Origin of the sequence: Egicoccus sp. AB-alg2 (genome assembly GCF_041821065.1) — a bacterium.
GTDB lineage: Bacteria > Actinomycetota > Nitriliruptoria > Nitriliruptorales > Nitriliruptoraceae > Egicoccus.
On the sequence record NZ_JBGUAX010000007.1, the window covers coordinates 281,751 to 306,113 of the forward strand.

Genomic DNA, 24,363 nt, shown 5'->3' on the forward strand with positions numbered 1-24,363 from the left:
CGTACGCGCGCGTCAGCCTACCGCTTCGGGTGGCTACCCTCCCGGCTCCGGTCGGGCGGCGCTCGACCGGCCGACGCGAGGGGCGAGGTTGGCACGGGTCGTGCGCGGGGTCGGTTGGACCCTGGTGGTCGCCGGCAGCGTCGTCCTGCTCTACGTGGTCTACCTGCTGTGGTTCACGGACCTGTCGACCAACGCCTCCCAACGCGACCTCGCCCAGCAGTGGGAGCTGCGCCTACCCGACGGCGACGACGACGTGGGCCGGGACTCCACGCCGGTCGCCGACGACGGGGACGAGCCCGTGGCGACGGGCGATGCCTACGCCGCGCTGTGGTTCGAGCGCGACGGCCAGCGCATCGTCAACGACGAGGTCCTCTACGTCGTCGAGGGCGTCTCCCTCGACGACCTGCGCCTGGGTCCGGGGCACTATCCCGACTCCGCTCGCCCCGGCGGCGAGGGCAACCTCGCGATCGCCGGCCACCGCACCACCTATGGCCGCCCGTTCTGGGCGCTGGAGGAGTTGCGCGACGGCGACACGATCCACGTCGTCGATCGTGACGGCCGGGAGTGGGTGTACGCCTACCGTGAGCAGCGCGTCGTGGCGCCGACCGACGTGTGGGTGGTCGACGAGGACCCGCTGGGCACCGGCGCCCCGACCATCACGTTGACCACCTGCCACCCGAAGTTCTCCGCCGCGCAGCGGCTGATCGCCTGGGGCGAGCTCGTGGAGGAGCCGACGACCTCATGACCGGCGAAGGGACCGCGACCGTGCCGAAGTGGCTGAAGGTGGTGCTGCTGGCCGTCCTGATCGCCGTGGCGGTCGTCGTGCTGTTCACGACCGTGTTCCCGTGGGTCGAACGCCAGCTCGAGGACCCGACGCTGGGGGCGGCCGTTCAGCTGCTGCGGTCGCCCAGGTAGGTCGCCAGCTCCCGCAGGGCCGTCGCCACCCCGTCGGGCAGCGCCAGCCGGTCGAGTTGCGCGTGCGCCTCGGCGATGGCGGCCGCCACGTAGGCCTCGGCGGCGGCTTCGGCCCCGGAATCGCGCAGCAGGCGCCGGGCGTGGTCGCCGGTCTGCTCGTCGAGGGACGGGTCGCCCAGGGCGGCATCCAGGCGGGACCACGCGTCGGGGGCCAGGCGCGCGGCCGCCTCGGCCACCAGCAGCGTGCGCTTGCCCTCCACCAGGTCGCCCAGCGTCGACTTGCCCGTCTCCGCCGCCACCCCGAACACGCCGAGCAGGTCGTCGCGGACCTGGAAGGCACGGCCCAGCGGATCACCGAAGCGGACCAACCCGTCGATCAGCGCCGGGTCCGCACCGGCGAGCGTGGCCCCCACCTGCAGCGGCCGGGCCACCGAGTACCAGCCCGACTTCATCGCGGCGATGCGTTCGGTGAGGTCGCGGTCGGTGGTCCGGCTGGTCGCCGCCCACAGGTCGAGGTACTGGCCGGCCATGACCTCCTCGCGCAGCCGGGTGAAGCCGGCGAGGCCGGCCAGCAGCCGCTCCGCCGGGACGTCGGCGGTGAGGAACACCTCGTCGGCCAGCACGAAGGCGAGGTCGCCCAGCAGGATCGCCACCGCCTCCCCGTACGCCTCGGCGTCACCCTGCCAGCCCGCCCCCGCGTGGAGGCGGGCGAAGCTGCGATGCACCGTCGGCTCGCCGCGGCGGGTGTCGGCACGGTCGATGACGTCGTCGTGGGCGAGGGCGCAGGTGTGCAGGAACTCCAGCGCCAGGGCGGGACCCATGACGGACCCGGGCGGCATGCCGCCGCCGGCCGCGTAACCCAACAGCAGCAGCACCGGACGGATGCGCTTGCCGCCGGTCATGAACCGCTGCAGGTGCTCGGCCACCGGGTCGAGCGCCGGGTGGTAGTCGCGCAGCCGCGGCAGGCGCTCGGCGAGGGCGCGTGCGAGTGCCGTGTCCACCTCGGCGCGCAGGGCGGTCACGGCGGGTGGTGCGGCGGTCACGTCGTTCCTCGGTCGGCGGTGACGTCGTCACGCCGGCGCCCGTCGCGCGCGGCAGGTCGCCGCAACCTACCGCGCGTCCAGGGTCGGCTCCGGCGGCTCGTCGGCCGGCCGGGCCGTCGGTCGAATTGCGGCGGGTGGGCGGGCGCCCCCCGCGGACGCAGCGCCCACCCGCCGCACCTCAGCCGGCGTGGGCAAGCGCCGGGATCCGGCGGGGCCCGCGGCTGAGTCCGGCGCGGTTCGCTCCGCCGACGACGGCCGCCGTCAGCTCTGTGCGGTTGCGCGCTCCGGTCTTGGCGAGGATGTTGGACATGTAGTTGCGCACCGTCTTCTCGGCCAGCGACAAGCGGTTCGCGATCTCCCGGTTGGTCGCTCCCTCGACGACCATGGTGAGGATGCGCTGTTCCTGGCCGGTCAGGTCCCGCTTGAGCCGGTCGGGTACCACCGAGGCGCGCGACCGGGCGCGCAGCTCGTCGATGGTCGAGGGGCTGATGAGCGACCGGCCGCGGCCGACCGCGTGCAGCGCCCGGGCCAGGGCGTCGGCGTCGATGTCCTCGGCGAGGTAGCCGAAAGCACCGGCCACGACGGCCTGGAAGAACGTCTCCTCGTCCGCGAAGGGGCTCAGGACCACGGTCCGGGCGCCCGGGACGCGGGTGCGCAGGTGACGGATGAGGTCGGCGCCGCGCCCGTCGGGCAGGTCGGCCCCGACCAGGACCACGTCGGGCCGCAACGTGACGGCCTTGGCCACCCCGGCGGCGACGGATGCCGCCTCTCCGACGACGTGCAACTCGTGGCGGCCGTCGACCATGGCGCGTACGCCCTCGCGTACCACGCAGAACATGTCTACCAGCAGAACCTTGATGGTGGTGTGCTGCATCTTCAGTTGTCCCCGTTGTCGCGCCTCGGCTTCCCGTGCCGCAGCGTCGACTCGGAGGATGGGGGTTTGAGACGTGCTTATCGGTCGAATTGGAGATCGCTTGATCAGGTTGATGCATCGTTGACGCAGCCGTGCAGTGGGCGCGCGAACGAATTTGCTTCGTGCGTTCCGGCGAGCTACTGGAGGGCCGGTGTCCCGTTCCATCGGGCCATCTCCGCGGCCGTTCGGCGGGCCTCCTTGCGGTGCTGACCGGCGTCGGGAGGCCGCCTGACGGCCCCCGATACACTGATCGGCTCGCCCGATCCCCGGAAACGACGAGCCAGGAGTGCCGCGGTGGCCGGACCGCCGGACCCGGCGTCCCTCGAGCGGCCGTGGCTCGCCGCCTACCCGCCCGGGGTACCGCCCACCTACCGTCTGCCGGCGGTCGCGCTGCCGCGCCTGCTCGAGGACGCCGCCCGCGACTTCCCGGGCACGGCCGCACTGGTGAGCGACGGCCGCGGGGTCGACTACGCGTCCCTGCGTGACCGCGTGGACGACCTCGCCCGCCGGTTCGCCGGCACCGGTCTGGTACCCGGCGACCGGGTGCTGGTCGGCCTGCACAACGGCGTGGTCGCGCCCGTCGTACTGCTCGCGCTGTGGCGCCTGGGGGCGGCGGTCGTGCCCGTGCCACCCGACCTGCCGGCCGAACGGCTGCGGGCGATCGCGCAGGACGCGGGCGTGGCCGCCGTCGTCGGTACCGCCCGGGTGCTGCACGAGCTGCGTCAGCACGTCGCGCTCCCCCCGATCGCGGTGTGCGTGAGCGGCGAGGAGTGGCCGGGGCCCCGTCGCCGTCTTCGATTGCCGCGGCGTCCACATCGCGGCGGGCACGACCACGTCCGGCTCGCCGACCTGCTGGCCGGTGACGGTGCGCGGACGGTCCCGGCGGCGCCCGAGCCCGACACCGTCGCGGCCCTGGTCTACCGCGCCCGCGGTGACGACCTGCGTGGGGTGGGGCTCACCCACGCCAACCTCGTCGCCAACGCCTTCCAGGCCCGTCTCTGGGTCCCCGACGTGCAGGCTGGGCGTGAGCGGGTGCTGGTGGCCGACCCGCTGCACGAGGTGTTGCCCCTGACGCTGGGGCTGCTGGCCGGCGTGCTGTCCGCCGCGACGATCGTGCTCCTCGACCGTCCCGAGCCCGCCGCCCTGGCCCGCGCGATCGAGCGGGAGAAGCCGACGCTGTTCCCGACCGTTCCCGCCCGGCTCGGTGCTCTGCTGGCGGACCGTGACGGGGCACGTCGCGACCTGACCTCCCTGCGCGTCTGCGTCGCGGGCGGCGCGCCCCTCGATCCGCGCCTGGCCGCCGAGGTGGAGCGGCGTACCGGCGGCGCCCGCGTCCGTGAGGGCTACGGGCTCGCCGAGGCGGCACCGCTCACCCACGCCCAGCCGGTCTACGGGCGGGCGACGTTCGGCACGATGGGCCTGCCCGTGACGGACACGGTCGCGATCGTCGTCGACCCCGACGACTTCGGCCGGGTGTTGCCCCCGGACACGCCGGGCATGCTCCTGGTCCACGGTCCCCAGGTGGCGCCCGGCTACCGGGACCGACCCGAGCTCACGGCGCGGACGTTCGTGGACGGCTGGCTGGTCACCGGCGACCTCGCGACGGTCGACGCCGACGGCGTCTTCACCCACGTCGGGCGCATCGACGAGGTCGTCAAGCGCGAGGGCCGGTTCGTGTCCCCCCGGCACGTCGAGGCGGCGCTGCTGCACCATCCCGCCGTCGCCCGCGCCGGTGTCGTCGCGTCCGGTGACCTGCTGCTGGGGGCCGTCGTGACGCGCCGGCGGACCCGCCTCGGCAGCGACGTCCTCGTGGAACACTGTCGCCAGCTGCTGGACGCCGCCGCCGTCCCCGACCGGGTGACCGTCGTGGACCGGCTGCCCGAGACCGCGGCGGGCGACCTCGACCGCGACGACCTGCGCCAGCTGCTGGCGGGAGGGTGAGCGACGTGACCGACGGTCCGACACCGGTGTCCGACGGCGACCGGCCGCGACTGCTGCTCGTCGACAACTACGACTCGTTCACCTACAACCTCGCACAGGAGCTGGGTGAGCTGGGCGCGGACGTCGAGGTGGTGCGCAACGACGCCTTCACGCTGGACGAGCTCGAGGCCGACCTGCCCGACGGCGTGGTGATCTCGCCCGGCCCCGGCACGCCCGACGACGCGGGGCTGTCCAACGACGTCGTGCGGCTGGTGGCCGGGCGGCGACCGCTGCTGGGGGTGTGTCTCGGCCACCAGTGCATCGGCGAGGTCTACGGTGGCCACATCGTGCGGGCCCCGGTGCTCGTGCACGGCAAGACCAGCCCCATCTACCACCGGCGGGAGGGCGTGCTCGCCGACCTGCCGGTGCCCTTCGACGCGACCCGGTACCACTCGCTGGTCGTCGACCGCCAGACACTGCCCTCCGCATTGAAGGTCACCGCGGAGACCTCCGACGGGCTGATCATGGCGATGCGCCACCGCGAGGTGGACGTCGAGGGCGTGCAGTTCCACCCGGAGTCGGTACTGACCAGCGCCGGGATGCAGCTGCTGGGCACCTTCGTGGCCCGCTGCGCCACCGCGGCGACACCGGCCGACGCGCCGGTCGCCTAGCGGCCCTTGCCGCGCAGCGCGTCGATCGCCTCCTCGACGGTCGCGACCCCGATCACGTCGAGGTCCGGTGGTGCCGTCGTCAGCGCCTGGTCGAGCTGCGACGCGGGGACCAGGACCACGTCCGCGCCGTACTCGGCCGCGGCCAGCATCTTCTCCGGCACCCCGCCGACCGGGCCGACCCGGCCGTCGGCGTCCACGCTGCCGGTGCCCAGCACGGTGCGTCCCCGCAGCAGGTCCTCCTCGGCCAGCAGGTCGTACACCGTCACGGCGACCATCATGCCGGCGCTGGGACCGCCGATGCGGGTCGTCGACGCGAGGCGGACGTCGAACGGCAACTCGATGTCGTAGACGGCCGTCTCCACCGAGATGCCCATCGCGGGGAAGTCGACGCCGGGCAGTTCGCCGAGGACGACCGAGGTCTGGATCGTCTCCTCCCCGCGGCGGACCTCCAGCGCGATCTGCTCGCCGACGGCGCCGGCGCGCGTGCGGGCCTGGATCTCCTCGGCGGCGACGACCGCCTGCCCGTCGACGGCGACGATGACGTCGCGCGGCTGCAGGACCCCGTCGGCCGGGCTGCCGGGCAGCACGCTGACGACCACGGGTTCGGACAGGATCGTCGTCTCCACCCCTGCGGCCTGCGCCCCGATGACCGCGGCGATCTCGAACTGCCGGCCGAAGACCTCGCGCTGCCCGGCGAAGAAGGTGTCCCGGTCGACGTCCGGCGGGAACACCTGCGCGAGCGGGATGAGCCGGCGCTGGTCGGAGACGGCCGCCCGCAACGACTGCAAGGTCGGCTGTTGGCGCAGGAACACGGTCAGCAGCGACGCGCTGCCGTCGAGTTCGGTCGTCTCCGTCCCCTCGATCTCCAGGAGCGGTTCGATCTCCGTCGGACCGCCGGGGACGTACTCCACGTAGGGCAGCGGCACCAGCACCGCCGCCCACAGCACGATCGCCAGCGTCAGCGTGTAGAAGCCCACCCGCCACCACGACCGGGGCCGCGGTCGTGTGGGCGGCGTGGGCTCGGGAACCGGCGGTGGGCCCGACGTCGTCACGTCCGGCTGGCTCACGACGCCGGCTCCGTGGCCTTGTCCGGTGCGGGCGTGCCACCGTTGCGGCGCAGTGCCGTGAGGGCGCGTGCCACCTCGCGTTCGGTGACCACGCCGACGTCACGCCCGTCGGCGTGCAGCCGCACGGCGTGCACCTTGCCGGAGAAGGCGGCGATCAGGTCGCGGACGTCGTCGTCCAGGCCGACCCGCGGCAGGTGGTCGACGTGCTGGAGCAGGTCGCGGGCCACCCGGGCCGCGCGGTCGGTCGGGTGCAGCTCGACGAGCTCACGCACCGAGAGGACCCCGGCGAGGTGGCCGTTGGGGCCGCTCCCGAGGGGCGCGTCGCCCGTCGGGTGGTCCGCGGCGACGGGCAGCAGCGTCCGACCGGGCGCGACCGTGTCCGGGTCCAGCAGGTGCAGCGGCTGGTCGGGGTGGACCGCGTCGGGCAGCCGACCGACGAGGTCGCGGGCCGCCCGACCCTCGAGGAGCGCGTCCACGTCGCTCTGGCGGATCTCGGCCCGCGCCGCCGACCACAGGAAGAAGCCGACGGCGAGCCACATCAACGCGCCGAAGAGCCCGTCCGTGCCGGCGACCTGCACGGCCCGTACGCCCAGCAGCATCAGCCCGATCGCCAGCGCCTGACCGGCGCGGGCGGCGATGCGCAGCGCGCGCCGACGGTCCTTCAGCAGCCACCACAGGCCGGCGCGCAGTACCCGGCCGCCGTCCAGCGGGGCGCCGGGGACGAGGTTGAACACGGCCAGCACGACGTTGACCCAGGCCAGCAGGCCCGCCACCTCGGCGATCGGCGCGGCCGCGGCGGCGGGCAGCGACCACGTCGCCCACGTCCCGAACAGGCCGAAGGCCGCGCCGCACACGAGGCTGATCCAGGGGCCGACCGCGGCCACGACGAACTCGTCACGAGGCGTCTCGGACGCGGCGTGCATCTCCGTCACGCCGCCGAACAGGAACAGCGTGATGCGCGGCACCTCGAGGCCGCGGTGGCGCGCCTCGAGGGCGTGCGCCACCTCGTGGGCCAGGATCGAGGCGATGAACAACAGGCAGCCGATCCCGGCCATGACGATGGCGGTCGACAGCGCGTGCGACTCCCGGAACCGCGCCGCGAAGAACCAGGCCACCAGCGCGGCGAACGGCACCAACGACACGTCGAGACGCACCTCGACGCCACGGATGCGGGTGAGCCGAACGGCGCGGGAGAACATGCGGGGACGGTACCCGCAACGCCGCTGGTCCCGATGGCCGACCCGCTGGCCGCCGCGCGCCCCCCGTCGTCCGTCCGTGCCGCACGCCTCCGCACGCGCCCCGCGCGAGGGCTACGGTCGGCGTCATGAACCTCGCTGACTCGCTCATCAACGACCTCATCGACTTCACGGACGAGCAGGGTGTGCTCTCGTTCTACGTGGGGCACACACCGGCTCAGGCAGCCGACCCGCAGCCGACCCAGCCGATCGAGATCCGCAACCAGGTCCGGGACCTGAAGGCACGACTCGCGGAGAGCGACAAGGACCTCGCCGCTGCCGTGGAGAGACGCATCGACGCGCTCGACGGCGAACTCGAGCGACTCCTCGATCCCAAGGCCCACGGGCAGGGGCGGGCGTTGTTCGTGGGCGTGGCCTCGGGTCGCACCGCCTCCGTGGCGCTGCAGATCCCCTTCCGGGAGCGCGTGATCCACCACGAACGGGCCTTCCTGCGTCCGCTCGTGGCCGCCGTCGACGAGGGGCGCCCCGCGGGCATCCTCGTGCTCTCGCGCAGCGGCTCGCGCCTGCTGCACTGGAAGGTCGGTGAAGCCGAGGAACTGACCAGCGACACGTTCGAGCTCACCGACGCGCAGCTCGCCGACCGCAAGAGCGGTCCGTCGCCGGCCGCCCCGCAGATCCAGGGCCACGGCGTCGACCACAAGGAGATGTTCGAGAACCGCGTCGACGAGAACCGCAACCGCTGGCTGCGCTCGCTCGTCGACGAGGTCGTCGGCACCGCCAAGGAGCACGGCTGGGACCGGCTGGTGGTGGCCGGCAGCGCCCAGGTGCGCGAGTACGCGACGAACCTGATCGGCGAGTCCGACGGGCTGCGCGTCATCCAGGCCGACTCGGACTGGGAGCACCAGAGCCCCGCCGCCATCTCCGCCAGCGTCTGGCCGATCCTGCGTTCGGTCCACGAGGAGCGCGAACACGAACTGGTCGACCTGGTGATGGACCGGGCGCTGTCCAACAACGCCGGTGCCCTGGGCCTGCTGGACGTCTGCGACGCCCTCAACCAGGGCCGGGTCGCGCACCTGCTGTTCGACGACCGGCTCCAGTTGACCGGCTACCGCTCGTCCGAGGACACGCTGCACCCGGAGCTCACCGGTCAGCTCACCCAGTCCGAGGGCGTGGAGTTCCACGAGGAGCCGCTGTTCGTGGAGCGGATGATCGAGAAGGCCGTCGCCACGGGCGCGGCCATCACCCCGGTCGCGCAGGCCCCGGCGGCGCCGCTGGGCGCGTACGACGGCGTCGCCGCACTGCTGCGGTGGTGACGGCGGCGTGCCGGGCATGCGCGACACGTCGGGCATGGACGCGGTCGCCCGGCGACTGAGGGCGGAAGCGGACCAGGTCCTCGAACTGCACGAGGCCGGGGACCTGGACGCCGCCTTCGCGGCCTGCGAGACGCTGCTGGCGGCGGCGCAGGCCGCGGATCCCGCCGATCCGGTCGTCCGCGAGAGCCTGTTCCTCGCCCGCTTCGAACGCGCGCTGCTGCTCACGGAGCTCGGTGAGCTGGAGGCGGCCGCGGCGGCCTACGACGACGCGGCGGAGGCCCCGGCGGACCTCGACGACCCGGACCAGCGTCACGAGGTCGCGATGGCGCTGCTCAACCGCGGGGTGTGCCTCGACGCCATGGGTGACCACCGCGGCGCGCTGGAGGCCTACGACCGGCTCGTGGTCCGGTTCGGTGACGCCGACGACCCCGTGACCCGTGACCAGGTCGTGCGTGGTCGGGTCAACCGCGCGGCCGCGTTGCTGGCCCTGGACGAGCTGCACGAGGCGTTGACCGTCGCCGACGCCGTCATCGGCGAGCTGGACGCCTCCGAGGCGCTTGGCGCCGAACAGCTCGCCATGGCGATGCGGATCCGCGCCGCAGCGCTGCGTGCACTGGACCGCGCCGGCGAGGCGGCCGAGGTCCTGGCGGCCGTCGAGCTCTGCGCCGCCGACGACCCGGCCGCGCGCACGCAACTCGCCTCGGCGCAGCGGGAGCGGGCCGAGGTGCTCACCGAGCTCGGCCGGCGCGACGAGGCCGTCGCCGTGCTCGACGCCACAGTCCGCCGGCTCGAGGGCGACCCCGACCCGGAGGTGGCCGAGGCCCGCCTGGAGCTGCTGGACGTGGAGGCCGACCTCCTGGACGAGCTGGGCGACCACGCCCGCGCCCGTGCCGTGCGCGCCGAGCAGGACGAGGCCTGACCCGAACGCCGAACGGTCAGGCCCGCTCGTCGACCGGTTCCAGCATCGCGAGCAGGTCCTGGCGGGCCCGGGCCACCCGTGAGCGGATGGTGCCGACGGGTACGCCGCACACCGCCGCCGCCTCGGCGTAGCCGAGCTCCAGCAGCTGGGTCAGCACGAAGGCGCTGCGGCGGTCGTCGTCGAGGGCGCCGACCAGGTCCAGGAGCTCGACGTCGCCGGCAGGGTCGGGTTCGACGCGCTCGGTGACCTCGGGCAACCGCCGACGGCGCTGCCGCCGGCGGATCTCGTCCGCGGCGACGTTGCGTGCGATCGCGAGCAGCCAGGTACGCGCCGACGCGTCACCGCGGAAGCGCGGGGCCGAGCGCATCGCCCGCAGGTAGACCTCCTGCGCCAGGTCGTCGGCCACCGCGGGCTCGACGAGATGCGCGCAGAACCGCCACACGTCGTCCTGGGTCGCGCGGACGAACGCGGACAGCGCGGCACGGTCGCCGTCACCGGCGGCGCGTAGCAGTCGCGTGAGCTCGTCCATCGGTTCCCGACCCGGGGACAGGTGTCCGTCCAGCGTACGAGGTGCCGCCGGGCGCGGCGATCGTGGAACCGGAGCGTGCGCGGCGACGACCACTGCGGCGATGCCGATCCCCGGCAGCCGAATCTGGGAGGAACCCTCGTGCGTCGCCGTCTCGTCAGCGTCCTGTTGCCCGCCGCCGCACTCGTCGGCCTGCTCGCGGCCCCCGCCGCCGCCCACGTCACCGCCAATCCGAACGCCGTGCCGGCCGACGGCTACGCCGCCGTCTCGCTGCGCGTGCCGCACGGGTGCGGTGACGCCGCGACCACCGAGCTGGCCGTGCAGATGCCCGCCGGCGTGCAGTCGGCGACGCCCGAGCAGGTGCCGGGCTGGACCGTGCGCACCGTTGTCGGCGAACTCGACGAGCCCTACGACGCGCACGGCGAGACCGTCACCGAGGGCGTCCGCGAGGTGGTGTGGACCGCCGAGGCAGGCGCCGAGCTCCCCAGCGACCAGTACCGCGAGTTCGGCCTGTCGCTGCGCGTCGGCGGCGAGGACGGCGAGACCCTCTACTTCCCGACCGTGCAGACCTGCACGGAGGGTGAGACGGCGTGGGTGGAGATCCCCGACACGGTCGAGCAGTGGGGTGAGCTGGACCGCCCGGCGCCGTACGTGACGCTGACCGGCGGCGCTGGGCACGGTGACGACGCCGCCGAGGCGTCGGACCTCAGCGACGCCGACCTCGCGGCTGCGGAGACCGGGACCACCGCATCGCTGACCTGGGTGGCCTTCGCCCTCGGCCTGGTCGGCGCCGTGGCCGGCCTCGGCGCGCTGGCGGTGGCCCGCCGCCGCTGACACGTCTGCCCGCCGCCCGGCCGGTCGCTCCCTCCGGCCGGGTCGGCGTCGTCGGCCCCCGGCCGGGCTCCCAGCGGCCGGGGGCCGTCGTGCGCTCGCAGCACCGCCCCGGGAACCGAACGGCGGGCTGGAGCGACCACCTCGACGGTTCCCGCGCCGCCTACCCTCGACGGCGGCCGAACGGAAAGGACGCAGCATGCGCAGCGCGCGCCGCACCGGCTCCCCGTGCGAGCAGGTCCGGGAGGCACTCTCGGCCGCCCACGACGGCGAGGCCGTCCCGGCCGGTCGGCCCGTCGACGCCCACCTCGCGGGCTGTGAGGGGTGCGCGTCCTTCGCCGCGTCGCTGGATCGCCTCGACGACCGGGTGCTCGCGGCCCGGGCGCTCCCGGCGGCCGACCTGACGGCCGGTGTGCTGGCCGCGGTGACGGCCGAGGCACGGGCCGAGCGTGACCGTCGCGTGCTGGAGCTGCGCTGGATCGTGGCTCTGGCCGGCGCCGTGCAGCTGCTGATCGCCCTGCCGCTCGTCCTCGGCGTCGCCGGTCCGGCCGCGCACGTCGGCCGCGACCTCGGGGCGCTCGAGCTGGCGCTCGGCATCGGGCTGCTGTTCGCGGCCTGGCAGCCCGAGCGCGCCGCCGGTGTGCTGCCGGTGGCGGCCGTGGTCGCGACCGCGGCCGTGGTCACCGGGGTGCTGGACCTGGCGGCCGGCCGCGCGACACTGCTGCAGGAACTGCCGCACCTGACGGAGATCGTCGGTGTGCTGGCGCTGTGGGCGCTGACGCGCCGGTTGCCGCGCCCACGGCTCACCGCGCCGATCGGGAGCACTGCGTGAGCCAGGGCCACCTCGAGCGCCGGGCAGGCGGGCCGACGACGGCCCGCCTGCTGGTGGTGCCGCTGCTGGCCCTGGTGTGGCTCACCGCCCTTGCCGTGCCGGCCGCCGCCCACGCGGTGCTCGTGGAGACGCTTCCAGCCGACGGCACGGCGGCGCAGACCCCGCCCGAGACGGTGGTGCTGCGCTTCAACGAGCCGGTCCAGGTGCCGGCCGACGGCATTCGCGTCTTCGACTCGTCGCCGACGCGGGTGGACCGCGGGCCCGCCGACACCGCCGACGCCACCGAGGTGGCCGTCGCGCTGCCGCCGGACCTGCCCGACGGCGGCTACGTGGTCACCTACCGGGTCATCTCGGCCGACAGCCACCCGGTCGCCGGCACGTTCACCTTCACCGTCGGTGCGGGCGAGCCGGTCGACGAGGCCGTCGTGGCCGACCTGTTCGGCGGCGCGGGGCAGGCCTGGACGGGCACCGTCGGGCCCGTCCTGCGCGGGCTGAGCTACCTCGGCGTGCTCCTCGCGGCCGGGGCAGCGGCGTTCTCGGCCTGGGTGGCCGGGTCGGTGCTCGACCGTCGCGCGGTGGGGACCTGGGCCGTGCGTGGCGCCGTGGTCGGTGCGGTCGCCAGCCTGCTGGCCGTCCCGGTCCAGACCGTGGCGGTCACGGGACGGGACCTGGCCGGGGTCTTCACGCCCGGCGGCGGCCTGGGCGAGACGCTCGTCTTCAGCTCCTTCGGGCAGAGCACGCTGCTGCGGCTGGTGGCACTGGCCGCCTTCGTCCTGGCGTGGCAGCGCCTCGGCGACGCGCACCAGGGCGGCACGCGCGCCCACCTCGAGGTGCTCCTGACCGGTGCCCTGGCCGCCGGCTCGTACCTGCTCGACGGGCACCAGCGCGCGGTCGAGCCCACGTGGCTGCTGATGGGCGCCGACCTGGTGCACCTGCTCGGGGCCGCCGTGTGGCTGGGTGGTCTGGTGCTGCTGTTCGGTGCCGTGCGGACCCGCCGGCTCGACGACGACCCCGTCGGCGCCGCCGGCCTGGTGGCGCGCTTCAGCCGGGTGGCCTTCTGGTCCGTCGTCGCCCTGAGCGCGGCGGGGATCGCCATGTCGGTCGTGCTCGTCCGGGTTCCGCGGGCACTGACCGCCACCGGCTACGGCTGGACGCTGGTGGCCAAGGTCGCCATCGTCGCCGTCGTGCTGCTGGCCGCCGCCTACAACCGCTGGCGCCTGGAACCGGCCATCGCGGCGCGCCTGGCGCCGGCCGGCGGCGCCGTCGACGTCGACTCGCCCGACACGGACGTGCGCGAGCGTCGTTCCCGCCGGGCCTGGGCGCAGTTGCGCACCACCCTGGCCGTCGAGGTCGTGGGGGTGCTGGTCGTGGCGTTGCTGACCGGCTTCCTGGTCTCGCAGCGGCCGGCCGCGGAAGCGGCCGGCGTCACCGGCGCCTACCAGACGACCGTCGCTCTCACCGAGGAGTACGACGTCGACCTGGTCGTCGACCCGAACCAGGTCGGTCTGAACGCCATCCACGTCTACGTGCTCGAGCAGACCGGGCAGCCGACCGGCGACGTCCAGGACCTGCGCCTCGAGCTGACCTACGTGCCCCAGCAGATCGGCCCGATCGAGATCGAGCCGTTCCTCGTCGGTCCCGGGCACTGGACGGCCAACATCGAGGACCTGCGCTTCGCCGGCGAGTGGGAGGTCCGGGTCGTGGCCGGGATCGACCGGTTCACCGAGGCCGACGTCCGCATCCCGGTCGTCGTCAACCGCTGACGAAGCTCCCCGAGACCGCGACCGCACCGGCCGCGGAGGAAGAGGAACACGTGCTTCCCGTCCGACGTACCTGGCGTCGCGGCCTGGTCGCCGCGCTCGGCGCCACCCTGCTGCTGGCTGCTCCCGCGTCCGCGCACCCGTTCGTGCGCGGTGGCGAGGTGCCCGTCGACAGCCTCGCGACCATCACGCTCGCGATGGCGCACGGGTGCGGCGGCGACGGTGGCGGCGAGGAGGAGCCGACGCTCGAGGTCGCCCTGGAGGTGCCCGAGTGGCTCCGCGTGGTCGAGGTGGCCGACACGGAGGGCTACACCGCCGAGGTGGAGACCGCCGCCGACGGCACGGTGGACGCGGTCGTGTGGACCGCCGACGGCGAGGGCGAACTGGCACCGGATCTCGACCTCGACGTCGTCGCCAGCGGCGAGGAGGGCGACGAGCGCTACCTCGCCGTCTTCCAGGGCTGCGAGAACGCGAGCTACCGCTGGGTCGGCACCCCCGACGAGCCCGCCGAGGACCCCGCGATCGGCGTGACGTTGACGGCCGCCGATCCCGACAGCCCGCCCCCGCCCGAGGAGGAGGTTCCGGCGGCGGACGAGGACGGGCCCGAGGACCCGGTCGACACGGTCGTCGAGGACCCCGCCGACGAGCCGGGTGACAGCGCCGACGACGAGCCGGCCCCCGACCAGACCACCGCGGAGTCGGAGTCCGACGACACCACGACGGACGAAGCTGCCGCGCCGGGCGAGCAGGCCGCCGACGAGGGCGGTGTCTCCGTCGCGCTGATCGTGCTGCTGGTGCTCGTGGCCGTGGTGGCCGCTCTGGTCGCCGCGCGACGACGCGGGGGCGCGTCGACGCCCGGCGCCGGGCCGGAAGGGGACGCCTGATGCCGTCCATGGAGGCGACGGTGCGACGCAGCGGTGCGGCGCGCCGGCGGTGGCTGCGTGTCCTGACGGCGACGGCGGTGCTGCTGGTCGGGCTGGCCTCGCCCGCGGCCGCCGACCCCGCCGGCCCGACCCACTACGACTCCGTCCTCGGCGCGGTGGAGCCGGCCGACGCCCCGCTGGACGTGCAGATTCTGGGCGGTGACGCCTTCCTGGTCGTGTCCGTGCCCGCGGGCGTGCAGGCGGAGGTGCCGGGCTACGAGGGCGAGCCCTACGTCAGGTTCGAGCCGGACGGGACCGTGCTCGTCAACGAGCGCTCTCCCGCGCGGTGGCTCAACGACGCCCGCTACGGCGAGCTCGAGGTGGAGCTGCCCACGATCGCGGATGCCGAGGCCGCGCCGGTCTTCGTGGAGGTGGCGAGCGACGGCACCTACGCCTGGCACGACCACCGCATCCACTTCATGAGCCCGAGCCTGCCGCCCCAGGTCGACCCGTCGGCGGGCAGCCCGCAGCCGGTGATGGACTGGACGGTACCGGTCGAGGTCGACGGCCAGACGGTGGAGATCACCGGGACGCTGTCGTGGGTGCCGGGGCCCTCGCCGCTGGTCTCCGCGCTGCTGGTGGTGCTGGCCGTCGCGCTCGCCGCCGCCGTCGTGCTGCGGCGCCCCTCGGCGGCGGCGGGGCTGACACTCGTCGGCGCGGTGGTCGCGGTCGGTGTCGGCGTGACCAAGGTCGTCGGGTTGCCTGCCGGCGCGGACGGCGAGCCGATGCTGCTGGTCCTGCCGGGGATCACGCTCGCCCTGCTGGGCATGGGGCTCGCGCTGTCGCGGCGTGCCGATGGTGCCGACACCCGTGGAGCCCTCGTCACGGCCGCCGCCGGGATCCCGCTGCTGGTGTGGGCCGTGTTGCAGTTCGGCGCGCTGACCCGCCCGATCGTGCCCGGCCCGCTGCCCGTCGGGGCGGTGCGGGTGGCGGTGGCGCTCACCGGCGCGGCCGGCCTGGCCGCCCTGGGAGCCGTGGTGCGTCGGGTCATGGCGGCCACGTCGCTGGACGCGCCGACGCCCCGCCCGGCCCCCTAACCCTCGGTGGTGTCACCGTCGGTCGGCGGGTCGTCCTCGTCCGGCGGCGAGGGCGTGGGGGTCGGCGTCGGCGTCGGTTCCGGTTCGGGTTCGGGCTCGGGTTCCGGCTCCGGTTCGGGTTCGGGCTCCGGTTCCGGTTCGGGTTCGGGGTCGGGCTCCGGTTCGGCCCCGCGGCTGACCACGATCGTGACGATCGAACCGCGCCGCACCTCGGTGCCGGCGGGCGGGTCCTGGCGGATGACGAAGCCCTCGGAGACGACGTCGGAGAACTCGCGCAGGATGTTGACCTCGAGGCCCTGGTCCTCCAGGCGGAACTGTGCCTCGGACTCGCTGTAGTTGGTCACCGGCCGCACGATGACGCGCTCCTCGCCGGCGCTGACCACGTAGTCGACGGTGCTGCCGAGCGGGACCTCGGTGCCGGCCTCCGGATCGGTGGCGAGGATCCGTCCCGCCTCGACGCTGTCGCTGGCCTGGCTGGTGGCACGTCCCGGGCTCAGGCCCGCCTCGCGCAGGGCACCGAAGGCCTCCTCCTCGGTCATGCCCACGAGGTCGGGGACGGCGACCTGTTCCTGACCGACCGACACGACGAGGTCGATCTCCGCGCCCTCGGGCGCCATCGTGTCGGCGTCGGGCGACTGGCTGATGACGCGGCCGGCCTCGACCGTGTCGGAGAACTCCTCGGTGACCTCGCCGCGGACGAACCCCTGGCGGGTGAGGATCTCCTCGGCCGCTTCCAGCGTCTGGTCGACGAGGTCGGGGACCGCGATGCGGTTGGTGTCGTCGGTGAAGAGGCTGGCCAGCGCCCAGGCGCCCCCGATGAGCGCGAGCAGCGCCAGCACGGCCAGCACGCCGTACAGCGCGCCCTTGCGACGCCGTTCCTGCTCGTGGGACGGCAGCGGCCGCGCCGCGGTGGTGGGGTTCAGCAGCGCCGTGTCGTCCTCGGTCAGCACGGCCGGTGCGGCCACCGGGTCGCCGACCCGGGCGCTGAGCAGGTCGTCGCGCATCTCCGCCGCGCTCTGGTAGCGGTTGGCGGGGTTCTTGGCCAGCGCCCGCATGGTGATGGCCTCTGCCGCCGGCGACACCGACGGCTCCAGCTCACGTGGTGGGCGGGGCGGCTCCTGCACGTGCTGGTAGGCGACGGTGACGGCCGAGTCGCCGGTGAACGGCTGCTGGCCGGTGAGGGCCTCGTAGAGCACGACCCCCAGGGAGTACAGGTCGGAACGTTCGTCGACGTCGAGGCCCTGGGCCTGCTCCGGCGACAGATAGGCGGCGGTGCCGAGGACCGCGGCGGTGCGGGTGACGGTCTCGTTGCCGACCGCCCGCGCGATGCCGAAGTCGGTGACCTTCACCGTCCCGTCGTGGGCGAGCAGGATGTTGCCCGGCTTGACGTCCCGGTGGATCAGCCCCCGCCCGTGGGCGTACTGCAGTGCCGCGCAGACGTCGGCGACGACCTCCAGCGCCCGGTCCTCGGTCAGCCCGCCGGCGTCGATGGCCTGCTGCAGCGAGCGGCCCTCGACCAGCTCCATGACGATGAACGGCTGACGGATGCCCGACGCCGGATCGACGCCCGGGGGCACCTCGGAGCCGGTGTCGTAGACCGCCACGAGGTTGGGGTGGTTGAGCCTGGCGACGTGGCGGGCCTCGTCGTGGAAGCGGCGGGTGAAGGCCTCGTCGTCGCGGAAGCGGTCCAGCAGCAGCTTGATCGCCACCTCGCGGTCGAGGGTGCGGTCGTGCGCCGCCCACACCTCGGCCATACCCCCGCGACCCAGCGGTCGCCGCAGTTCGTAGCGGCCGACGAGCACGCGACCTTCGGTCACCGTGGCCTCCGTGCGGGGTTTCGGGCAGGGCGAACGGGCGGGGGTGCGGGGGCGGCCGCCGAGCGTAGCAACGGCCGGGAAGGCAACTTCTCAGGCACGCACGCCCCTAGGACCCGTCGAGTGCCGCCTGCATGACGGCACGGGCGATCGGGGCGGCGACCTGGCCGCCGGTGGCGTCGTCACCGGCCTGCGGGAGCACGACCGCGACGGCGACCTCGTCCTCGGCGAAGCCGACGAACCACACCGTCGGTGCGCCCCCGGTCTGGGCGGTGCCGGTCTTGCCGCCGACCGTCACGCCGTCGATCTGCGCGCGGGTGCCGGTGCCGTCCTCGACGACGTCGATCATCATGTCGCGCAACTGGTCGGCGACGGTCTCGTCCACCACCTGGCTGTCGAAGCGGCCCTCGTTCCAGGTCCGCGTGCCGGTCTCGCGCAGCAGGCGGCCGGACGGGTCGCGCACGGCGGCGACGACGTGCGGCTGGAGCAACTGGCCACCGTTGGCCAGGGCGGCCGCGACCAGCGCCATCTGCATCGGCGTGGCCCGCACGTCACGCTGGCCGATGGCGCTCTGGGCCGTGGACGGCGGGTCCATCGACTTCGGGATCGCGCTGCGGGCGACGGTCAGCTCGTACGGCGGCTGGCGGTTGAAGCCGAACCGTTCGGCCATCCCGATCAGTTCCTCGTCGCCGAGTTCGACGCCGAGCCGGGCGAACACCGTGTTGCACGACACCCGCATCGCGTCGGCGAGCGAGACCGTGTCGCCGTCGGCGCAGTCGCCGCCGCCGAAGTTGCCGATGTCGGAGGCGGTCTGCGGGACGTCGTAGGTGCCCTCGTCCGGGAACGCCGTCTCCGGTGACAGGCCGTTCTCCAGCCCGGCGGCCGCGGTGACGAGCTTGAAGGTCGACCCGGGCGGGTAGGTCTCCGCGATGGCGCGGTTCACCAGCGGCCGTTCCGGGTCGTCGCGAAGCGGCTCCCAGGCCTCGCGGATGGCGGCCGCGTCGTGGGTCGACAGCGGGCCGGGATCGAAGCTGGGGTTGGCGTAGCTGGCCAGGACGGCACCACTGCGCGGGTCCAGGGCGACCACGGCGCCGATGCGGCCCTCCAGCGCGTCGGCGGCGGCCTGCTGCGCTTCGGGGACGATCGAGAGCTCGATGGTGTTGCCGGCCCGGTCGCGGGTGAACAGCAGGTCGCCGAGGTTCTGGGCCAGCACCTCGAGCGGCTGCCCGATGAGGTCCTCGTTCATGGCCGCCTCGAGCCCCGACCGGCCGAGGATGAACGAGTAGTAGCCCGTCAGGTGCCCGTAGAGCTCACCGCCCGGGTACTCGCGCAGGTAGCGCAGGTCACCCTCGGTCTCCAGCGAGCGGGCGATCGCCTCCTCGCCGACCACGATGGCGCCGCGCTCGATCTGGTACTCGCGGATCAGCAGGCGCCGGTTGGCGGGGTGGTTCGCGAGGTCGTCGGCCTGCACCAGCGCGATGAGGTTCAGGTTGACGAACAGCACCCCGAACAGCAGGAGGGTGAAGGTCGCGACCCGGCCGATCTGCTTGGTCATCGGCCGACCTCGGCGGGGGCGGCGCGCCGGCTGCCGACCCGGCGGCCCGCACGGTCGAGCACCCGACCACGCGCCGAGCCGCGCGACTCGTCGCTGATCCGCAGCAGCAGCGCGATCAGCACGTAGTTGCCCAGCAGCGACGAGCCGCCGTAGGAGACGAACGGCAGGGTGATGCCCGTCAGCGGCACGACCCGGGTGAGCCCGCCGATGATCACGAACGTCTGCAGCGCGATCGTGACCGTCAGGCCCAGCGCCAGCAGGGTGCCGAACTCGTCGCGGGCCGTCAGCGAGATCTTGTAGCCACGCACGACGAGCAGCAGGAACGCGACCAGCAGCGCGGTGGCGCCCAGCAGCCCGAGCTCCTCGCCGACCACCACGAAGATGGCGTCGGTCGACGAGAACGGCACGTCCTGGGGGCGCCCGCCGCCCAGCCCGGTGCCGGTGAGCCCGCCGGTGCCCAACGCGAACAGACTCTGGGCGAGCTGATAGCCGGCGTCGGTCACCTGGGACCACGGGTCCAGCCAGATCGACACCCGGACCCGCACGTGACCGAACAGCTGGTAGGCGATCGTGGACCCGATCGCGAACGCCACCAGCCCGAGCAGCGGGTAGGCGAGGCGGCCCGTGGCGACGTAGAGGACGGCGAGGAAGGCGCCGAACAGCAGCAGCGCGGAGCCGAGGTCGCGCAGACCCGCCATCACCACCAGCGCCGCGAACGTCGCCAGCAGCACGGGCGCGAGGTGCCGCGGCGCCGGGATCAGCAGCGGGCCGAGACGCTGGTTGGCGACCGACAGCAGGGCGCGTTTGCGCTCCAGGTAGCCGGCCAGGAACACCACCATCGTGATCTTGGCCAGCTCGCCGGGCTGGAAGCGCATCCCGAAGACGTCGATCCACAGCTGCGCGCCGTTGATGACGCCGGCGGTCAGCCCGGGCACCAGCGGCAGCACCAGCAGCACCAGTGTCACCAGGCCGAAGGTGTACTGGTAGCGCGAGAGCTGCCGCACGGCCGGTACCACGACCAGGACCCCGCACATGGCGGCCACGGACACGGCGGTCCAGATCGTCTGCGTCGTGGCGAGGTCGCTGCCCGCGGCGAGGTCGACCCGCCTGACGAACACCAGCCCCAGACCGTTGAGCAGGAACGCGAGGGGCAGCAGTGTCGGATCGGCGTCGGGGGCGACCGCCCGCACGACGAGGTGGGCCACGATCGCGATCACGGTCAGCGCGACGCCGGTGACGATCGCGCTGGGGGGCAGTTCGGGGCCCTGCGACCAGCCGAGCAGCATGCTGGCGAACACGGTGATGACGACCGCGAAGGCGAGCAGGCGTGCCTCGGTCGAACGCAGCTTGTTGCCGGAGCGGCGCTCGGCGCCGCGACCGGTCCCGGTCGCCGCGCTCACGGCTGGTCGGCCGTGTCGTCGGTGTCGGTCGCCGTGTCGGTGGTGGGGTCGCCGGCGGTGTCCTGCGCACCGGCGGGTTCCTCCTCGATGCCGGTGCCGCCGATGCCGTCCTCCGCGCCGGCGGGCTCGTCGCGGCGTGGCGCACCGGCCACGATGCGGCGGGCGACGCCCCGGTCGGGGGCGTGGATGCCGTCCTCGAGCGCCGGGCGGTACCAGGCCGGGACGTCGTCGACCGTCAGGTCGGTGCGTTCCACGACCCGCGCGAGGTTCCAGGTGCCGATCGAGAAGTCGACGCCCTGATAGATGACGACCTGCTCGTCGTCCAGACCCACGAAGTACTGCTGGCTGAGCAGGAACCGTCCGCCGACGAAGACGACGGCAGCCAGCACCGCCAGCCCCAGCAGACCGGCCGCGAGCCGGCCGACCCAGCCACGCGAGCGGCCCTCGTCGGCCGGCGTGTGACCGCCCGGGCCACCGCGTCCGAGCGAGCCGTAGTTGCCCAGGCGGCCGGCCCAGTCACCCGATGGTGACTCGTCCCGGGTGCTGATCGCGACGGGAGCGCCGCGGCTGCGACGCTCCCCCGGTGTGGTCTCGCCGCGAGCGGCCGTGCCGGCCGCGGCCGCGGCGCCGCCGTGTTTGGCAGACGGAGGTTCGTCCGGGCCGTCGGGGTCACAGCGCAGGAGCACGAGCGTGATGTTGTCGGGACCCCCGCGGGCGTTGGCGGCCTGGATGAGGCGCTGGATGACGTGCTCGGGGTCCTCGCCGCTGCGCAGCTCCTCGGCGATCTCCTCGTCCTCGAGCACCCCGGTCAGCCCGTCGGAGCACAACAGGACCTGGTCGCCCGGTTCGACGTCGATCGTCATCGAGTCGACCTCGACGTCGCGCGCCACGCCGATGGCCCGGGTGATGATCGAACGCTGCGGGTGGGAGGCGGCCTCCCGGCGCGTGATCTGGCCCGCGTCGATGAGGTGCTGGACGAGCGTGTGGTCGTCGGTGAGCTGGCTGAACTTGTCGTCGCGCAGCAGGTAGGCCCGCGAGTCGCCGACGTGGGCGACGTGCAGACGCCGACCCTCCAACATCGCGGCCGTCAGCGTGGTTCCCATGCCGCGATAGGCGGGCTCCTCCTCGGCCATGCGCGAGACGATCTCGTTGGCCTCCACGATCGCGCGACGCAGGGCCTCGTCGGCGTCGTCGGCGTCGGCGAACACCTTGCCGTCGAGGGCCTCGACGGGACCGAGCGCCGTGGCGGACGCGATCTCGCCGGCGAGGTGGCCGCCCATCCCGTCGGCGACGGCGAAGACGCTCTCCGCGACGAGGAAGGAGTCCTCGTTGCCCTCGCGGACGCGGCCGACGTCGGTGCCGCCGGTGGCGACCATGCGCCTCATCGACGTACCTCGATGCGCGTCTTGCCGAGGCGGAGCTGGTCACCGGCGGCCAACGGGGTCGGGCGGGTCACCTTGGCGCCGTTGAGGTAGGTGCCGTTGGTGGAACCGAGGTCGCGGACCGACCAGCCGCCGTCGTCGGGCAGGATCTGGGCATGCTCGTCCGAGACGTAGACGTCGTCGACGACGACATCGACGCCCGACGAGCGACCCAACGTCACGCCATGCCCTCCGAGCCCGTGGGTCCGCGTGCCGCCGTCCGGCCGATGGACGACGATCTCACGCGGGATCTTCCGGGACTTGCGCGGTGAGGGTGCCGGGGCCGGTGCCTTGGGGCGGGCCGGTGCCGACGCCGAGCGACGGGGGCCGTAGAGGTCGACCACCACCGCCCGGAGGGTGCGCGCGAGGAAGAGGTAGAGCAGCAGCAGCAGCCCGAACTTCAGGACCGTGAGCAGCGCTCCTGTCACTCCCGGCCCTCCACCAGTTCGACGACGGCGTCGCCGAGCTCGATGCGGTCACCGGGCGCCACGGGCTGCTCGGCCGCGTGCACCCCGTTCACGCTGGTGCCGTTGGTCGAGTTCAGGTCGACGACCCACCACGTCTCGCCGCGCCGGACCAGGGCGGCGTGCTCACGCGACACGGTCGAGTCGTCGAGGGTCACGGTGCACGAGTTGAGCCGGCCCAGGGTCACCCGCTGGCCGGTGAGCGGGGTGGTGGTGCCCTTGCCCGGGCCGTTGGCGATGCGCAGCTGCAGGGTCGCCCGGGCGTGGGTGACCACCTGGGTCTGGTCCAGCCCCGGCGGTGGGCCCGTGCTGCGGGTGGGCGGCGGCGCGCTGGCCGGGGCGCCGGACGGCGCGCGCGAGCCGCCACGCAGGCGGGCGCCGGAGGGTGCCGAGGGGTCGACCACCTCGACGCGGCCGGCCAGGTCGTACATCCCGAAACGGACCTCGTCGAGCGCCTCGATGCGGACCTTCACCGGCCCGCGCAGCGACCAGCCCCGGTCGGTGCTGGTGCGCACCACCACCTCGGCGAGCTCGCGCGGCAACGACGCACCGAACGACGACAGCCGGTCGTGGTCACGCGGGCTGACGTGGATCCGGTAGACGTTGGGGACCACCACCCCGTCGGCCGTGACGTGCTGGTTGTCCTCGGCGTAGCGTTGCAGCGCCTTGGCGAGTTCGACGGGCTGCAATCCGGACCGGAAGGCGCGCGCGAAGAAGCCCTCGACGGCGCCCTCGAGGCGTCGCTCGAAGTCCTGTAGCACGCCCATCGCTATCCGGTGTCCGACTCGGCTCGTACGTGGGTTTCCGGGGCGGCGCGCAAGAGCCACCCGGTGGTGCGGTACCCAGCCGACTCGGCACCTACGCCCGCTCGAACGAAGTTCGCGCGGAGCCTAGCTCAGCCCTGTCCCGGGGCACCCGTCCGATCGTCGCGCAGGGTGCACGTCGGCGCGCTCGCCTGTCCAGTCGAGGGTCACGTTGCCGACCTTCCGCGACGGGTGGTACCGTCCGCGCCTCCACCTGGGCGGGTGGCGGAATTGGCAGACGCGCACGGTTCAGGTCCGTGTGTCCGTAAGGACATGGGGGTTCAAGTCCCCCCTCGCCCACCAGGCGCAACCGGGCCGCGATGCCCGGTTCGCGCCGAGAATCGCCGGAACGCCCTCGCCCACCGCGAGGGCGTTCTCCGTTTCCTGCGACGCCGGGGGGACGTCGAGGTTGGAGGCGAGACAGCGACTCGAGGTCGGCCCGGCGCCTGCACGGTCGGCCCAGCGCTGCACGGTCGGCCCAGCGCGTCACGGTCGGCCCAGCGCGTCACGGTCGGCCCGGCGCTGCACGGTCGGCCCAGCGCTGCACGGTCGGCCCAGTGCTGCACGGTCGGCCCAGTGCTGCACCGGTGCGACGCTGGCTCGACCGTGCGGCAGGACACCGACGTCGAGGAACCGGTACGCCGACGGAGCCTCGACCACCACCATGGGTGCCAGGTTCTCGCGGGAGTCGTCGAACCCGCGCACGGCCTCCGCGCCCCTCGGCGATCACGCTGCACCCGTCCTGAACGCCGGCCATCTCGGCCGGCGCGGGGTGGGTGGCCCGCGGTCGCGGTCGATCAGGACGCCCGGTAGCCGAGGCCCTTCGCCGCCAGCGCGTCGCCGAGGATGGCGATCGCCTTGGGACCGACGCCGTGGATGGCCAGGAGTTCTCTCTCCGAATGGTCCGCCACCTGCTGCAGGCTCATGATGCCGTTGCGGGACAGTTCGCGCGCGGCGGTCTTCCCGATCGCGTCCGGCAGATCACCGACCGGCCGGATGTCGGGTGTGGCGGCCATGGCCTCTCCTTCTCGTCCCGCCGC

The 24,363-nt window shown here is 74.0% G+C and carries 23 protein-coding genes and 1 tRNA gene; 12 read left to right on the forward strand and 12 right to left on the reverse strand.

The genetic code is table 11. From position 1 onward, the window contains the following. Positions 1-88: 88 nt before the first annotated feature. Positions 89-745, forward strand: coding sequence for a class E sortase (locus tag ACERM0_RS15565; RefSeq protein ID WP_373679530.1), 657 nt, complete (start codon positions 89-91; stop codon positions 743-745). Beyond that, entirely contained in the window at positions 742-915 is a 174-nt protein-coding gene (locus tag ACERM0_RS15570; RefSeq protein ID WP_373679531.1) for a hypothetical protein, read from the forward strand. Before ACERM0_RS15565 ends, ACERM0_RS15570 begins: the two co-directional genes overlap by 4 nt. On the opposite strand, the gene ACERM0_RS15575 is transcribed toward ACERM0_RS15570, so the two are convergent. Next, positions 891-1,958, reverse strand: a complete 1,068-nt coding sequence (locus ACERM0_RS15575) for a polyprenyl synthetase family protein (protein ID WP_373679532.1) — start codon at positions 1,956-1,958, stop codon at positions 891-893. The genes ACERM0_RS15570 and ACERM0_RS15575 overlap by 25 nt on opposite strands. Positions 1,959-2,136: 178 nt before the next feature. Beyond that, complete coding sequence (locus ACERM0_RS15580; protein WP_373679533.1) at positions 2,137-2,832, reverse strand: LuxR C-terminal-related transcriptional regulator; 696 nt, start codon at positions 2,830-2,832, stop codon at positions 2,137-2,139. A 333-nt stretch (positions 2,833-3,165) separates the two neighbouring features. Here ACERM0_RS15580 and ACERM0_RS15585 point away from each other — a divergent pair, with 333 nt between their 5' ends. Together ACERM0_RS15585 and ACERM0_RS15590 are read left to right on the forward strand one after the other, a co-directional pair. Next, entirely contained in the window at positions 3,166-4,812 is a 1,647-nt protein-coding gene (locus ACERM0_RS15585) for an AMP-binding protein (RefSeq protein WP_373679534.1), read from the forward strand. A 5-nt stretch (positions 4,813-4,817) separates the two neighbouring features. Then, a complete protein-coding gene (locus tag ACERM0_RS15590; RefSeq protein WP_373679535.1) occupies positions 4,818-5,462 on the forward strand; it encodes an aminodeoxychorismate/anthranilate synthase component II in 645 nt (214 codons plus the stop codon). Here the strand turns inward: ACERM0_RS15590 and ACERM0_RS15595 are convergent. Beyond that, a complete protein-coding gene (locus ACERM0_RS15595; protein ID WP_373679536.1) occupies positions 5,459-6,529 on the reverse strand; it encodes a PDZ domain-containing protein in 1,071 nt (356 codons plus the stop codon). The two genes, ACERM0_RS15590 and ACERM0_RS15595, sit on opposite strands and share 4 nt — an antisense overlap. Next, a complete protein-coding gene (locus ACERM0_RS15600) occupies positions 6,526-7,728 on the reverse strand; it encodes a site-2 protease family protein (protein WP_373679537.1) in 1,203 nt (400 codons plus the stop codon). Before ACERM0_RS15600 ends, ACERM0_RS15595 begins: the two co-directional genes overlap by 4 nt. A gap of 125 nt (positions 7,729-7,853) precedes the next feature. On the opposite strand from ACERM0_RS15600, the gene ACERM0_RS15605 reads away from it, so the two are divergent. Both ACERM0_RS15605 and ACERM0_RS15610 read left to right on the forward strand, forming a co-directional pair. Next, positions 7,854-9,038 carry a VLRF1 family aeRF1-type release factor gene (locus tag ACERM0_RS15605; RefSeq protein ID WP_373679538.1) on the forward strand — a complete coding sequence of 395 codons (1,185 nt, stop codon included), beginning with the start codon at positions 7,854-7,856 and terminating at the stop codon, positions 9,036-9,038. A gap of 16 nt (positions 9,039-9,054) precedes the next feature. Further along, positions 9,055-9,957, forward strand: coding sequence for a hypothetical protein (locus tag ACERM0_RS15610; protein ID WP_373679539.1), 903 nt, complete (start codon positions 9,055-9,057; stop codon positions 9,955-9,957). 16 nt (positions 9,958-9,973) lie between these two features. Here ACERM0_RS15610 and ACERM0_RS15615 read toward each other — a convergent pair whose 3' ends face one another. Then, positions 9,974-10,486 (reverse strand): sigma-70 family RNA polymerase sigma factor, encoded by a 513-nt coding sequence (locus ACERM0_RS15615; protein WP_373679540.1) that lies wholly within the window; start codon positions 10,484-10,486, stop codon positions 9,974-9,976. 138 nt (positions 10,487-10,624) lie between these two features. Here ACERM0_RS15615 and ACERM0_RS15620 point away from each other — a divergent pair, with 138 nt between their 5' ends. The 5 genes from ACERM0_RS15620 to ACERM0_RS15640 all read left to right on the forward strand — a co-directional run bounded on the left by ACERM0_RS15620 (position 10,625) and on the right by ACERM0_RS15640 (position 15,866). Continuing rightward, complete coding sequence (locus ACERM0_RS15620; protein ID WP_373679541.1) at positions 10,625-11,317, forward strand: YcnI family protein; 693 nt, start codon at positions 10,625-10,627, stop codon at positions 11,315-11,317. 196 nt (positions 11,318-11,513) lie between these two features. After that, positions 11,514-12,146 (forward strand): zf-HC2 domain-containing protein, encoded by a 633-nt coding sequence (locus tag ACERM0_RS15625; RefSeq protein ID WP_373679542.1) that lies wholly within the window; start codon positions 11,514-11,516, stop codon positions 12,144-12,146. Then, positions 12,143-13,909, forward strand: coding sequence for a copper resistance CopC/CopD family protein (locus ACERM0_RS15630; RefSeq protein WP_373679543.1), 1,767 nt, complete (start codon positions 12,143-12,145; stop codon positions 13,907-13,909). The genes ACERM0_RS15625 and ACERM0_RS15630 overlap by 4 nt, the downstream gene beginning before the upstream one ends. A gap of 50 nt (positions 13,910-13,959) precedes the next feature. Next, positions 13,960-14,790, forward strand: coding sequence for a hypothetical protein (locus ACERM0_RS15635; protein ID WP_373679544.1), 831 nt, complete (start codon positions 13,960-13,962; stop codon positions 14,788-14,790). Further along, positions 14,790-15,866, forward strand: a complete 1,077-nt coding sequence (locus ACERM0_RS15640) for a hypothetical protein (protein ID WP_373679545.1) — start codon at positions 14,790-14,792, stop codon at positions 15,864-15,866. Before ACERM0_RS15635 ends, ACERM0_RS15640 begins: the two co-directional genes overlap by 1 nt. Here the strand turns inward: ACERM0_RS15640 and pknB are convergent. The 6 genes from pknB to ACERM0_RS15670 form a co-directional block, all read right to left on the reverse strand. After that, the gene (pknB, locus tag ACERM0_RS15645) at positions 15,863-17,683 is read right to left on the reverse strand and encodes a Stk1 family PASTA domain-containing Ser/Thr kinase (protein WP_373679546.1); all 1,821 of its coding nucleotides are present in this window, start codon (positions 17,681-17,683) and stop codon (positions 15,863-15,865) included. The two genes, ACERM0_RS15640 and pknB, sit on opposite strands and share 4 nt — an antisense overlap. Before the next feature lie 106 nt (positions 17,684-17,789). Further along, complete coding sequence (locus ACERM0_RS15650; protein ID WP_373679547.1) at positions 17,790-19,235, reverse strand: peptidoglycan D,D-transpeptidase FtsI family protein; 1,446 nt, start codon at positions 19,233-19,235, stop codon at positions 17,790-17,792. Continuing rightward, entirely contained in the window at positions 19,232-20,635 is a 1,404-nt protein-coding gene (locus tag ACERM0_RS15655) for an FtsW/RodA/SpoVE family cell cycle protein (RefSeq protein ID WP_373679548.1), read from the reverse strand. The genes ACERM0_RS15650 and ACERM0_RS15655 overlap by 4 nt, the downstream gene beginning before the upstream one ends. After that, the gene (locus tag ACERM0_RS15660) at positions 20,632-22,020 is read right to left on the reverse strand and encodes a Stp1/IreP family PP2C-type Ser/Thr phosphatase (RefSeq protein ID WP_373679549.1); all 1,389 of its coding nucleotides are present in this window, start codon (positions 22,018-22,020) and stop codon (positions 20,632-20,634) included. Before ACERM0_RS15660 ends, ACERM0_RS15655 begins: the two co-directional genes overlap by 4 nt. Continuing rightward, complete coding sequence (locus ACERM0_RS15665) at positions 22,017-22,484, reverse strand: FHA domain-containing protein (protein ID WP_373679550.1); 468 nt, start codon at positions 22,482-22,484, stop codon at positions 22,017-22,019. Before ACERM0_RS15665 ends, ACERM0_RS15660 begins: the two co-directional genes overlap by 4 nt. After that, a complete protein-coding gene (locus tag ACERM0_RS15670) occupies positions 22,481-23,287 on the reverse strand; it encodes an FhaA domain-containing protein (protein ID WP_373679551.1) in 807 nt (268 codons plus the stop codon). Before ACERM0_RS15670 ends, ACERM0_RS15665 begins: the two co-directional genes overlap by 4 nt. 252 nt (positions 23,288-23,539) lie before the next feature. On the opposite strand from ACERM0_RS15670, the gene ACERM0_RS15675 reads away from it, so the two are divergent. Then, positions 23,540-23,626, forward strand: a tRNA-Leu gene (locus ACERM0_RS15675). A 494-nt stretch (positions 23,627-24,120) separates the two neighbouring features. Here ACERM0_RS15675 and ACERM0_RS15680 read toward each other — a convergent pair. Then, positions 24,121-24,339, reverse strand: a complete 219-nt coding sequence (locus tag ACERM0_RS15680; protein ID WP_373679552.1) for a hypothetical protein — start codon at positions 24,337-24,339, stop codon at positions 24,121-24,123. Positions 24,340-24,363 lie beyond the last annotated feature (24 nt).